This is a genomic window from Parvularcula sp. IMCC14364 (assembly GCF_030758415.1).
Lineage (GTDB): Bacteria > Pseudomonadota > Alphaproteobacteria > Caulobacterales > Parvularculaceae > Aquisalinus.
Genome location: NZ_CP132334.1, coordinates 2,137,948 through 2,150,654, shown reverse-complemented (window position 1 = coordinate 2,150,654; position 12,707 = coordinate 2,137,948). Strand labels below are relative to the sequence as shown.

9 protein-coding genes are annotated in these 12,707 nt (G+C 59.9%); 4 read left to right on the top strand and 5 right to left on the bottom strand.

Features of this window, described 5'->3' with window-relative positions:
• Positions 1–38: 38 nt before the first annotated feature.
• From RAL90_RS10255 to sppA, 5 genes are all read right to left on the bottom strand, one after another.
• A complete protein-coding gene (locus RAL90_RS10255; RefSeq protein ID WP_306250265.1) occupies positions 39–1,016 on the bottom strand; it encodes a tyrosine recombinase XerC in 978 nt (325 codons plus the stop codon).
• 43 nt (positions 1,017–1,059) lie between these two features.
• Complete coding sequence (locus RAL90_RS10250) at positions 1,060–2,391, bottom strand: CCA tRNA nucleotidyltransferase (protein WP_306250264.1); 1,332 nt, start codon at positions 2,389–2,391, stop codon at positions 1,060–1,062.
• Entirely contained in the window at positions 2,391–3,056 is a 666-nt protein-coding gene (locus RAL90_RS10245; protein WP_306250261.1) for a CoA pyrophosphatase, read from the bottom strand. The genes RAL90_RS10250 and RAL90_RS10245 overlap by 1 nt, the downstream gene beginning before the upstream one ends.
• Positions 3,053–3,613: a DUF1285 domain-containing protein gene (locus RAL90_RS10240; protein WP_306250259.1), complete on the bottom strand. Its 561-nt coding sequence runs from the start codon at positions 3,611–3,613 to the stop codon at positions 3,053–3,055. The genes RAL90_RS10245 and RAL90_RS10240 overlap by 4 nt, the downstream gene beginning before the upstream one ends.
• A 107-nt stretch (positions 3,614–3,720) precedes the next feature.
• Positions 3,721–5,646, bottom strand: coding sequence for a signal peptide peptidase SppA (gene sppA / locus RAL90_RS10235; RefSeq protein WP_306250257.1), 1,926 nt, complete (start codon positions 5,644–5,646; stop codon positions 3,721–3,723).
• A 190-nt stretch (positions 5,647–5,836) separates the two neighbouring features.
• On the opposite strand from sppA, the gene RAL90_RS10230 reads away from it, so the two are divergent.
• Genes RAL90_RS10230 through RAL90_RS10215 form a run of 4 tightly spaced genes read left to right on the top strand, consistent with a single transcriptional unit; the run spans position 5,837 to position 12,667 of the window.
• Entirely contained in the window at positions 5,837–6,841 is a 1,005-nt protein-coding gene (locus tag RAL90_RS10230) for an AAA family ATPase (protein WP_372340466.1), read from the top strand.
• Positions 6,842–6,867: 26 nt separating this feature from the next.
• Positions 6,868–7,773 carry a DUF58 domain-containing protein gene (locus RAL90_RS10225; RefSeq protein ID WP_306250253.1) on the top strand — a complete coding sequence of 302 codons (906 nt, stop codon included), beginning with the start codon at positions 6,868–6,870 and terminating at the stop codon, positions 7,771–7,773.
• Positions 7,773–10,565, top strand: a complete 2,793-nt coding sequence (locus tag RAL90_RS10220) for a DUF4159 domain-containing protein (RefSeq protein ID WP_306250251.1) — start codon at positions 7,773–7,775, stop codon at positions 10,563–10,565. Before RAL90_RS10225 ends, RAL90_RS10220 begins: the two co-directional genes overlap by 1 nt.
• Positions 10,562–12,667 carry a hypothetical protein gene (locus RAL90_RS10215; protein ID WP_306250250.1) on the top strand — a complete coding sequence of 702 codons (2,106 nt, stop codon included), beginning with the start codon at positions 10,562–10,564 and terminating at the stop codon, positions 12,665–12,667. The genes RAL90_RS10220 and RAL90_RS10215 overlap by 4 nt, the downstream gene beginning before the upstream one ends.
• The last annotated feature ends 40 nt before the right edge of the window (positions 12,668–12,707 follow it).

Genomic DNA, 12,707 nt, shown 5'->3' with positions numbered 1-12,707 from the left:
GGTCGCTATCTCCAGATCGCGCTTTCAGGATGACGAAATCAGCGCGCTCTTGGGTGGGCGGATTTGTAGGCGCGCAGGAGTTCTTCGTTATCCACGGCTGTGTAGCGCTGGGTGGCGGCAAGAGAGCTGTGACCGAGTAGTTCCTGGATGGCGCGCAGGTCGCCGCTGGCGGACAGCAGATGCGTCGCGAAGGAGTGGCGCAGGGCATGAGGCGTTGCGCTTTGTGGCAAGCCAAGCTGACTGCGCAAATGCTGCATGGTTTTCTGCGCCATTCGTGGACTGAGTTTTTTACCGCGTGCTGAAAAGAACAGTGGTGCCGGTTCACCTGCCTCATCCCATCTTTCTGGGTACAGGCTGGCTTCTGCATCAGCCCACAAGGCTGTGCGGTATTTCGCGATTGCTGCGTGAATTGCAGGCAGCAGCGGCACGAGACGGGTCTTGTCGCCCTTGCCGGTAACGCGCAACGAGTCGCCGAACGGGGCGTCGCGCCACTGCAGGGAAAGGGCTTCGGAAATACGCAAGCCCGCGCCATATAGCAATGTCACCAGGGCGAGGTCTCTTGCAGCCTGCCAGTCATCTGATTGCTGGTGTCTGTCAGAGAGAAGGGTACGGACTTCTTCCGTCTGCTGCCTGGCCAGCGGTCGCGGCAGGCGCGCAGGCAGCTTGGGCGAGCGCAATTTTCCCACCTCCGGATTGTCAAGATCGCGGGTCTTTTTCAGATGCCGGTAAAAGCTGCGCAGGGCAGACAGGTCACCGCGCAGGGTGCTTGCGGCCAAACCGTCATTCTTCCGGCTGGCAAGGAACGCGCGAAAATCCCTGATCTCCAGTTCAGCCAGATGTTCAAGCCGCGGCGTGTCGCCCAGATGATCTTTCAAAAAGGCATGAAAGAGGGTGAGTGTGTGAGTGTAATTACGCAGCGTATGCGGACTGCGGCGCTGCTGGCTTTTCAGCATATCCACAAAGCAGGCCATCAGCGCTTCATACGTGTCCCTGTCCTGATGCTTGTCTTTGGTCATGACCATAACAGACCCGGAGAGCCTTAATGGGCGGTTAAGCTGGTTAACTCTCCGTGCCCGGCTGGCCTGTGCGGACCGTCTCAGCCACCTCGTCGATGATCTGATCGATCGTGGCTTTACCGCGTGGATAATCGGCGGCGATCCACGCCTTTTCTGCTGCTGCGAGCGCCTTGCCGATGGCAGGGCCGATGGGCAGGCCGCGGGCAATAAAGCTGGCAGCCGAAAAAGGGCATGCAGGTGCCTGCCAGCGGGCTGGCAAGGAGAACAGATCGTGCCAGCGCGTCGTCTCAAGGCCGGCTGCGTGGTCGCGGGCCCCCAGCAGCAGGCTTGCAGCGCGCAGCGCCTCGGGCCCATGCCGATAGAGGAGTTCCCGGCCATGAGCTTCATCGGGGGCAGCTGCCAGCCAGTCAGTATTTGTGCTGATACTGGTCAGGTGCTGGCTTTGGGCATTGGACAGGCGCAGGCGCGTGATAACATCCGCCGGATTATCCCACAGTGCGGCCAGATAAAGTTCCGGCGTATTTTCGTGCGTCTGCTGACAAAGGTCATATAGCGCACAGGCGTTTGGCAGGTCTGCTGGTGCCGGTATGATTTCGGCGAGGATGCCGCTGTCCGCCATGGCTGTCAGGGTGAAGGGCAGGCGAGGCCCGGCAAGGATCTTGCGTAATTCTGCGGTGACACGCTCTGATGATATCTGTTGCAGCCCGGCGCGCAGGCTCTCGCAGGCCGCGTGGCCCTGCGGGTCTATGGTGGCGGCATAGCGCGCGGAAAAACGATAGAAGCGCAGAATGCGCAGATAGTCTTCCCGGATGCGGGTTTGTGTATCCCCGATGAACGCAACTTTCTGCCGGGTGAGGTCAGTCAGTCCCGCTGCGGGGTCGAACAGTTTGCCGTCCGGTGTCACATAAAGGGCATTGATGGTGAAGTCCCGCCGCCGCCAGTCCTGCTGCCAGTCCTCTGTGTACTGCACGGTAGCATGGCGCCCGTCAGTTTCCAGATCAGCCCGCAATGTGGTGATTTCCGCGACAAGACCGTCAGCAACGGCTGTGATTGTGCCATGGTCATAGCCGGTGGGAATAGCCTTGAGGCCTGCTGCGCGCAGGGCAGCCATGGTATCGTCCGGCGACAGGCTGGTGGCAATGTCGATATCCGTCGGGCTGTCCGGCTGCCCGATCCGGGGCGGGTTGCCCAAAAAGCTGTCACGAACGCAGCCGCCTACAAACATGGCGCTGTGTGCCCGTTGTGCTGACAATGCGTCGATGATGCGGATCAATTCAGGGGTCGAAGTCCAGGTGAAATCAGCCTTATCACCTTCGGGGAAGGCCGTCAGGGGCAGGGCTGAGATACTGGATGCAGAGGTTGGCGGGTGTGCCATCAATCCCTCCTGTCATGCACCGCTTTGGCGAGCGAATTGATGATCCCGGCCGTCAGTCCCCAGATATGAAATTCTCCATACGGAATGGCTGGCATCCGGTACCTGACGCCGTTATTTTCCCGCTCCTCGATGATATGTCTGTCGAGATCGAACAGGTGAGCCAGCGGCACTTCAAACATGCCCTGAACTTCGCGCGGGCAGGGCGTGAAATCTGCATCCGGATGAATGACGCCGATTACAGGGGTGACGGCAAAGCCCATGCCACCCAGATGTACGCCCATATCTCCCATAACCTCCACATAGTCCCGCTCGATACCGACTTCCTCCCATGTCTCGCGCAAGGCCGTATCCGTGTGGTCCTGATCTTCCGCCTGCACACGGCCACCGGGAAAGCTGATCTGACCGGCATGGGACGGCATCTCATTGGAGCGGATGGTGAGCAGCACGCTCGGCTCGTCCACGCGGTCAATGATCGGGAAGAGCACTGCCGCTGCGCGGTATTCTGCCATGGGGCGATTGAAGATAGGGGTGCGTTCCAGATGCGGGTTCAACTCGTGGAAAATGCTGCGCGTGTCCAGCGCATCAGGGGCTTCCAGCGCAGCGCTGATTTCCGCGCGCCAACTGGTGGTAACGCCGGGCGGTGGGATGGTGGAGGCGCGGCTCATGCGCCTGTAGCCGCACTGGGATTTCCGAAGGGGAAAGTCGCGCCATTGCTGACGACCACTGGCGGGTCAGAGCGCACCAGTTCAGCCAGTTGATAGTAGACAGGGCGGGAGAGCCGCGCTTCCAGGCCGCGCCTGACGTGAAGATAGGGGACCAGTTCGTCTTCGGCCTCGCCTGCACGGAACGCAAGGGCGTGGTCGGGGCCGGCAATCACATCGTCGCCGACATTGGTGCGGAAGGTCAGTTGCTGATCCGGCGTGTCTTCATCCTGTACGGTCATCTCAACGGCGAGAAAGGGCACATCTTCGACCACGATTTTCAGCTTCTCCACCGGGGTCACCAAAAAATAGTCGTCTTCTTCGCGCTTCAGCACGGTTGAGAACAGCCGAACGAGCTGCGGGCGCCCGATGGGCGAGCCTTCATGAAACCAGAGGCCATCCTTGCGGATGACCATGTCGATTTCGCCGCAATATTCGGGGTTCCATTTGTCCACAGGGGGCAGGCCAGTGCCACCTGTGAGGTCGGACATGCGGGAGGCGAGGGCAAAAAGATCACTCATAAGATATAACTGGCGCAGCAGGCTGAAGTTTCAAGCCTGCTGTGCAGTGTAGAGCGTTTGCAATCTGTGGCCAGCACAACCGGCCAACAGATGAAGAATGAAGCGACTTAGCGTGCTGGCTCACATTCGAGGCAGCGGGCATAGATCGCGTTCGGGTCATTGAACGTGTCATAGAACGCTGCTTCGTTCTGGGCTTCGGCAATCAGACGACGCAGGCCGGAAACTTCGAGGCCTGCCGTGCCGCCAAAGACCAGATCATCGGATTCGATCAGGCCGAGGCGAACAGAAGCGCCAGAGAGAGATTCCAGGAATATCTCGAAACGTGTCTTGTCTGTCTCCAGACGGACAACATCATAATCGTCCTGAATACCGGCGAGTGTCGCCGCTGATTCAATGGCATCTTCGAAATAGCCGAGTTGATCAACAAGGCCGATCTCCTTGGCTGTTTCACCAATCCAGACCCGACCTTGGGCAATGGCATCCACCTCATCACGGGAGAAGCCACGGGCTTCGCCAACAATGGTCAGGAAGCGCTCATAGCCAGACTCAATAGAGAGCTGCATGATGTCGGAAAATTCCTGCGGCAAGGGGCCAAGGCCCGCACCAAGAACACCGGAAAGATCTGTTGTGCCAACGCCATCTGAGTAGATGCCAGCCTGACTGACCGTGTTTTCCAGTGTCTGGATCATGCCGAAAATGCCGATTGAGCCAGTGATGGTTGTCGGGGCGGCCCAGATTTCATCCGCATCAGCGGCAATCCAGTAGCCACCGGACGCGGCCAGTGAGCCCATGGAGACGACAACCGGCTTGCCCGCTTCCTGCAGGGCCAGCACTTCGGTGCGCATGACTTCCGAGGCAAAAGCACTGCCGCCGCCACTATCTACACGCAGGACAACGGCTTTCACGTCTTCGTCCTCACGGGCGTCTTTCAGGTATCCGGCAATGCGGTCACCAGCGGCAACACCAACAGGCGCATTACCGTCAACGATGGTGCCAGCGGCGGTGATGATGGCGACGTCAGGTGCCTTTGTGTCATCATCGCCTTCAATCGCGTTGAGAAATGTACGATAGCCAACACGCTTGAAGCCGTCTTCATCGTCATCCTCACCAACAATGCCCTTGATATGGTCAATCTGGTCCTTGCGGCTCATCAGCTGATCCACAAGGCCGACATTGACGGTTGTCTGGGCAAGGTCGCCATCTGCCAGACCAATGACCTCGGAGGCATTGTTGGCGTAATTGTTAATGGTGCCTGGCTCCAGGCCGCGTGCTGTCTCGACCGTGCTGGTGTAATCATTCCAGAGCACATTGAGATAAGCGAGGTTTGCTTCCTTGGCTTCTTCTGACATGTCATTGCGCAGAACCGGCTCAAGGGCTGACTTGTATGTGCCAACGCGGAAGATGTGGTTGGTGACGTTGAGTTTTTCGGTCAGCAATTCATTATAATATGTGCGGTAGCGGCCATAGCCATAGATGAGAATGGCGCCATAATCGTGCATGAAGACATCATCCGCGTGGGAGGCAATGTAATACTGCTCCTGAGAATAGTAGTCACCGATCGCGATGACCGGCTTGCCACTTTCCTTGAAGGCTTCGATTTCCTGCACAACAAGCTGCATCTTGCTGGAGAAGACTGAAGGCACCATCAAACCACCAAGATCCAGCACCAGCGCGTCGATGCGCTCGTCCTCTGCGGCAGCGCGGATTGCCTTGGTCAAGTCGTGGACCTGCACTTGCGCCGGGCGATTGGAGCCATAGGCTTCGGCGAGCGCTTCTTCAAACGGATCGGATTCTGCAGCCTGTTCAACCAGAACACCGTTAGGGTTGAGGAGCAGGGCAGCGCCGTCAGGCACAGCAACAGACGGGCCGGACCCGCCACTGCCAGCGTCTGTCATGACGCTGGTGATCACACCCATGAATACGATCAGGAAAATCAGGAAGAGCAGGGCCTGCAAGAGCAGTGCTGCACCAATGATGGCTTTGACGATCCCTTTGAGAAAACCCCAGATCGTCAGTTTGTTTTCGTCTTGCATGTTTCAGACCCCTCGCGACAAATACTTAAGAGTATTATGTTGCAATCACAGGGTTAAGATTCAATCCCCAATATGACGATCTGTCCATTGCCATTTGTTTTCGTTGTCAAAAGGTCACGGAACAGGGAAAAAGACCTCCAAATCAGTGCATGACTCTCTCATTATTACGCGACAGGACGACAAAATGACCATATCCGGCGCCGATACGGCCACCCAGACCACTGACATCCTCGCCCGATTCAGCGATCTCTCGGGCAAGATGCAACACGCCCGGACAGCTCTCGGCGAGGTTGTATTCGGGCAGGAACGGGTGATCGAGGAAATGCTGATTGCCCTGCTTTCCGGCGGTCATGCCTTGCTGGTGGGGGCGCCAGGGCTTGCCAAGACCCTGCTGGTGGCAAGCTGTGCCAAGGTGACCGGCCTGACGGACAAGCGCATCCAGTTTACGCCCGACCTGATGCCGGCGGATGTGATTGGCTCGGAGGTGCTGGAAGAAGGCGCAGACGGGCGGCGCAGTTTCCGCTTTATCGAGGGCCCGGTGTTCTGCCAGTTGCTGATGGCCGACGAGATCAACCGGGCAAGCCCGCGCACACAGTCCGCGCTGTTGCAGGCGATGCAGGAGCATCATGTAACGGTCGCCGGTGCCCGTCGCGACCTACCAACGCCATTTCATGTGCTGGCAACCCAGAACCCGATTGAGCAGGAAGGCACCTATCCGCTGCCCGAAGCGCAGCTTGACCGCTTCCTGTTGCAAATCAATATCGATTATCCCCCGGAAAGTGCAGAACGGCAGATGCTGGCTGCAACCACCGGGACGGCGGTGATCGAGCCTGCACAGGCCATGACCCCGGCCGACCTGATGGCGGCGCAGGCAATGGTGCGGGCCATGCCGATTGGCGAGCAGATTATTGACCGCATCATGGCGCTGGTGCGCGCGGCGCGTCCGGGCATTGAGGCAGCGGATGACCGCACGGACCTGATCGCCTGGGGACCGGGGCCACGGGCAAGTCAGGCCCTGAGCCTCGCGGTGCGCGCGCGTGCCCTGATGGACGGACGCGAAGCGCCTTCTCCGGATGATATTGCCGCGCTGGCCGGGCCGATCCTGCGCCATCGTATGGCCCTGACCTTTGCCGCGCGGGCCGAAGGGCTGACCACGGATATTGTCATCGATAATCTGGTTCAATCAATCGTCTGAGCGCAACAGGAGTGCAGGCACGCATTATGCCGCAGCCCGATCACAGGATGTCTGCCCAAGAAGCCCTGCACCATGAGGCAGAGGAGGCTGGGGGCAGTCTGCCGCCACTTCTGCTGGAGGCGGATCATCTGGCCAATACGGTGATGGCCGGCGTGCATGGCCGTCGCCGGGCTGGCAGTGGTGAGACGTTCTGGCAGTTCCGCCCTTTTGTGGAAGGGGATGTCAGTACGCAAATTGACTGGCGGCAATCAGCCCGCAGCGATGACAGGCTGTATATACGCCAGCGCGAATGGGAAGTTGCGGCAACGGCTTGGCTCTGGCGTGACCCCGGTGTCAGCCTTGATTATGCCCATGCAGACGATCTGCCGACCAAGCGACGGCGCGCTGATGTGCTGGCCACAGCAGTCTGTACGCTTCTGGCCCGGGCCGGGGAGCGCATTGGCTATGCCGGGGCTAGTCGGCGCCCGTTCATGGGACGGCGCGCGGCAGAACAGTTTGCCGGAGAAATTGTCGGTCATTCGTTCAGCCCAGACCGGTTGCCGCCGATTATCAATGCGGCAGGGGAAAAGAAGTACGTTATCTTCAGTGACTTTTTCCTGCCGCCTGTTGAACTTGAGCCGCGCCTGCGGGCGATTGCGGCCCAGCGGGCCACAGCGCATCTGGTGCAGATCATTGATCCGTCTGAAGAAGATTACAGATTTGAGGGGCGGATGGAGTTTCTGGCGCGGGAACAGGGGTTACCGAAATTGCTGTTTGGGGATGCAGGGGCGGTGGCCGGGGAATACAGGAAACTGTTTCAGGCCCATCAGGGCTGGTTACAGGATACCTGCCGCCATCTTGGCTGGTCCTTCATGACACATCGCACGGACCATGCGCCGGAGACGGCGCTGATTGCACTTTACCGGGCGCTGGCGCCGGAGGCACTTGTCTGATGGTGCCTGCTGAACTCGGTTTTTCAACCCCACTAATCCTGGGCGCGCTGGCGCTGCTGCCGGTTATATGGCTGCTGTTGCGGGCATTGCCCCAGGCCCCCAGGCGGCTTGCTTTTCCGGGATATTTCTTCCTCAGACAGATAAAGAATACGCAGGAAACGCCGAGCCGCACACCATGGTATATTCTGCTGCTGCGATTGTTGATCCTTGCTGCCATTATCATAGCGCTTGCCGGGCCGTTCCTGAATGCGCCCGAGCGACTGGCGCGCACAGGGCCTGTACTGATTGTTCTGGATGATAGTTGGGCGGCTGCCGATAAATGGGCGCAGCGGCGCAATACGCTGGCAGGGATTGCCAGTGAAGTGGATGGCACGGGGCGGCAAATCTGGCTCCTGCGCACGACGCCGCAAAGCACTGCCCGCAAGGGGGAAGCGCTGGTTGGCCCGCTGAGCGCAGACCAGCTTGCAGATATCAGCGATAGTGTTGAGCCGGTGGCGCGAGCCGCTGCGCGGAGCACTATCCTGCGTGATACGGCCCCGGCACTGGCCGCGTTGGGGGAGGGAGTTGATATCCGCTGGTTGAGCGATGGTGTTTTTACCGGGCCTGATATTGACGAGCGTCAGTTCCTGCGCCGACTTGATGATTACGGCACGCTGACGGCCTATGTGCCGCAGACCCTGCCAACTGTCCTGACCGGGATTACCTATCGCTCTGACAGTCTGCTGGCGACCATCCGTCAGCCGCAGGCGGCTGTGGCTGAGATGCCCGGGCAGATCAGTATATTGGCGCGTGACGGGCGATTGATTGAGCAGACGCCTTTTCTGATGGCGCAGGGGGCAAATGAGGCGGAGGTGGAGATCGACCTGCCACTGACCCTGCGCAATGAAATCGGTCAGATCCGGCTTGATGGTGTGCGCTCTGCCGGGGCCGTGCAACTGGCAGATGCCAGCACGCGGCGCGCGCAGGTGGGCCTCGCGGGCAGTGCTGATGGCACCAGCGGCACACTGCTGGACAGTCGGTTCTATCTCCAGCAGGCGCTGTCACCCTATGCCCTGTTCCGTACGGGTACGGTCAATACACTCGCCAGTTCTGATGCAACGGTTATTATCCTGGATGATATTGGCCGGTTGCGCGAGGGCGATGCTGAAGCGTTGAGCGGCTGGATTGAAGAAGGCGGCGTGTTGATCCGCTTTTCCGGTCCGGTGCTCGCGGATGCCTCGCAGGATGCCAGTGTCAATTTTGAAGCCTCCCTGTTGCCGGTGCCCCTGCGCGGTGGCGGGCGTGCTTTTGGCGGGGCATTGACCTGGGAAAAGCCGCAGTCGCTTGGCGGTTTTGGCGAAGACAGTCCGTTCAGTGATCTTGTGCCGGATCAGGAGATTGAAATTCGCCGTCAGGTGCTGGCGCGTCCGGGGGCTGATACCTCCACCCGGAGCTGGGCCTGGCTTGAAGATGGCGCGCCCCTGGTGACAGCGCGGGCACAGGGCAAGGGGCTTATCGTCCTGTTCCACGTAACCGCCGCGCCGGACTGGTCCGATCTGCCGATTTCGGGCCTGTTTGTTGACATGCTGCGCCGCCTGACAGCTCTTTCCGTGACCGAGACAGGCCGGCGCGACCCGGAGCAGACCTTTGTGCCCCGGCGTGTCCTGAACGGGTTTGGCCAGTTGCAGCCAGCGCCCGATGACGCCCGGCCTGTGAGTGCTGCGAGTGCCAATGGTGTGGCAAGCGCCCTGATCCCTGCGGGACTCTATGGAGATCCGGATATGCCGCTGGCGGTTAATGTCCTGAGTAATGACAGCAAACTGCAATCCCTCGAGGCGATAGGCGCTTTTGACGGGATCGCGGTGCGCTCCTATGCGGGGCAGGATGTGCGCCAGCTGGCTGTCTGGTTTTTGTTGCTGGCACTGGTGTTATTCCTGATTGATACGGTGCTGATGCTGCATTTGAACGGCAAACTGATGCCGCTGCGCCGACAGGGCCTGGCGGTGATGTCTCTCCTGGTTCTGGGCACCCTGCTGGCACTGCCAGTGTCGGAGGCCGCCGCGCAGATCCGCCCGCCGATTGACCCCAAGGCGGCGGATGCAGCGCTCTATACCCGCTTTGCCTATGTGGTCACCGGTGACAGGGAGGCGGACGAGCTTTCCAGAGCCGGGCTTTTCGGGCTGAGCCAGCGGCTGCGCGAGCGCACAGCGCTTGAGCCTGCAGCCCCTGTGGGTATTTCACCTGATACGGATGAGTTATCTGTCTATCCGCTGATTTACTGGCCGATCCTGCCCGGCGCACCGGTGCCTAGCGAGACGGCGCTGACACGCCTTGAAGCCTATATGGCGCGCGGTGGACTGATTATTTTCGACACCCGCGACGGGGACCGGAATTTCGGTAGCCAGCGAACGGAAGAGGCGGCTGCCCTGCGCCGTATTCTGGAACAGCTCAATATGCCGCCACTGGAGCCTGTGCCCACGGGGCATGTGTTGCGCCGGTCTTTTTATCTGCTTGATGATTTTCCCGGTCGCAACAGTGATGGGCCGGTCTGGGTGGAGGCACGTGGCGTGACCGGCAATGTCAATGACGGGGTGACGCCGGTGATTATATCCGGGCGTGACTGGGCCAGTGCCTGGGCGATTGATGACGGCGGTCGCCCGCTGCGCGCCATGGGCGGCGCGGGGCTTGCCGCGCGTGAAGCAGCCTATCGTACCGGCATCAATATCGCCATGGTGGCCCTGACCGGGAACTACAAGGTGGATCAGCTTCAGGCCGAAGCGCTGCTGGACCAGTTGGGGGAGGAGCAGCGATGAGTGAGCTTGTCTTTATACCTCTCGTATCGTGGCCGGTGCTGGCCGTGTTTGCTGTGGTCAGTCTTGTAGTTTGTATGTACGCCGTCTGGCGAAGCCCGTTCAGCGGGGTATTGCGCCTGATGGCGGCACTGGGCCTTTTGGCTCTGTTGACCGGGCCAACCCTGCTGGAAGAGACCACATCGCCGCTGCCGGATATTGCGTTGATTATTGAGGATCAGAGCAGCAGCCAGAAACTGGATGGCCGCGAAGAGGTCACGGCGGCGGCAGCGACCGAGCTTGCCAGCCGGCTTGAGGGTATTTCAGACCTTGATGTGCGGCGGGTCACGCTTGCGGGGCGAGATGAGACGCGCCTTGGAGAGGGCTTTCTGGATGGTCTCTCCGATGTGCCGCGCAGTCAGCTGGCCGGTATTTTTGTGGTGACAGATGGTCAGAGCATCGACACGCCGCAGGACCCGGCGACACTGGGCATTAACGCACCGGTGCACACTTTGCTGACAGGCCGCCCCGGCGAGACTGACAGGACGCTGGAGATTGTCAGTGAGCCGCGCTTTGGCATTATCAATGAAGTCGCGGATATTGTTTTCAAGGTGGAGGATTATGGCTTTACCGACAGGCTGGCCAGTGTCTCCCTGAAAGTGAATGGCCGTGAGGCGATCACCCGCACGGTGCGGGTCGGCGAGGAAGTGCCCCTGCAGGCCGCGCTTGATACACCGGGCAAGACGATCATTGAGCTGAGTACGCTGCCGGTGGATGGTGAGCTAACGACGCGCAACAACAGGGCGGTGATTGAGATTTCCGTCATCCGCGATCGCCTGCGGGTGCTGCTGGTTTCAGGGGAGCCCCATGCGGGCGAACGGGTTTGGCGCAACCTGCTGAAATCCGACCCTGCTGTTGATCTCATCCATTTTACCATTCTCAAGCCCTCCACCAAGCCCCTGGTGGCCAGCGAGGATGATCTCGCGCTGATCCGCTTTCCCGAGAACGAGTTGTTTCTGGAAAAACTGGACCAGTTCGATGTGCTGATTTTTGATCGCTACACCTATCGCGGTGTCATCAGTGCCCTGCATTTTGATAATATCTCCCGTTATATCCAGAATGGCGGCGCAATGCTGATTGCGTCGGGGCCGGAATTCATCGGCTCGACCAGCATCGCCACGCGGCGCAATCTTGCGTTCATTCTGCCAGCCCTGCCCAATGGCAATATCGACAATGCGCCGTATCTGCCAACCGTCAGCCAGACGGGTCTGCGCCATCCGGTGACGGGAACCCTGCAAGGCGCGGGGGACTGGGGGCGCTGGCTGCGCAGTCTCGGGGTGAATTTGCGCGGCGGCGATGTTCTGCTGGAGCGTGAAGACGGGGCACCGCTGCTGGTCGTCAACCGCGTGGAGCAGGGGCGGGTGGGGCTGTTACTGTCCGACCATGTATGGCTCTGGGCACGGGATTTTGATGGTGGTGGCCCGCACCGGGAATTGCTGCGGCGTCTTGTGCACTGGCTCATGAAAGAGCCGGAACTGGAAGAGGAAGCGGTGACCTTGCGCAGCGATGCAAGCCGGGATGAAATTGCCATCAGCCGACGCACATTGCAGGATGAGGTATCACCTGTGTTCATTGAAGGGCCGGATGGGTCAATGGAGCGGGTGGAGCTGGTACAGACCGAAAACGGCGCCTGGGCAGGGCGCGTGACGGCCACGGAGTCCGGCCTTTATACCGCCACAACCGGTACAGACGATGGACGGACGCTGTTTGATGTGGTCGCGCTGGGCCTCGCGGCGCCGCCTGAATACAAACATGTCATTTCAAGCGCTGAGCATTTACAGCCATTGGTTTCAGCAACCGGGGGGGGGATATATAATATCCGTACACGCGATGGGTTGCGTATTCCGTCCATACGCCAGGTGCGCGAGGGGCGCCCGGCGACCGCCCGCAGCGGCGACAGTGGCTGGGCCGGGATTTATCGCCGGGATGCTGCGCGCGTTGAAAATGTCTCAACACGGGACATCCTGCCAGCCTGGCTCTGGCTCCTGCTGGTGGCCGGTCTTGTGCTGACTGGCTGGTTGCAGGAGTCCGGCAGATTGCGCCAGAAACAAAGCGCCACCGATTAACCGGGCAGTAACCAGATGAATGTATGCTCACAGGAGTTAA

Coding starts and splice junctions, on each gene's coding strand:
- RAL90_RS10250 (WP_306250264.1), bottom strand. CDS start 2,391: ATGGCACACCCGCCAACCTCTGCATCCAGTATCTCAGCCCTGCCCCTG.
- RAL90_RS10225 (WP_306250253.1), top strand. CDS start 6,868: ATGCCGCAGCCCGATCACAGGATGTCTGCCCAAGAAGCCCTGCACCAT.
- sppA (WP_306250257.1), bottom strand. CDS start 5,646: ATGCAAGACGAAAACAAACTGACGATCTGGGGTTTTCTCAAAGGGATC.
- RAL90_RS10245 (WP_306250261.1), bottom strand. CDS start 3,056: ATGAGCCGCGCCTCCACCATCCCACCGCCCGGCGTTACCACCAGTTGG.
- RAL90_RS10255 (WP_306250265.1), bottom strand. CDS start 1,016: ATGACCAAAGACAAGCATCAGGACAGGGACACGTATGAAGCGCTGATG.
- RAL90_RS10215 (WP_306250250.1), top strand. CDS start 10,562: ATGAGTGAGCTTGTCTTTATACCTCTCGTATCGTGGCCGGTGCTGGCC.
- RAL90_RS10220 (WP_306250251.1), top strand. CDS start 7,773: ATGGTGCCTGCTGAACTCGGTTTTTCAACCCCACTAATCCTGGGCGCG.
- RAL90_RS10240 (WP_306250259.1), bottom strand. CDS start 3,613: ATGAGTGATCTTTTTGCCCTCGCCTCCCGCATGTCCGACCTCACAGGT.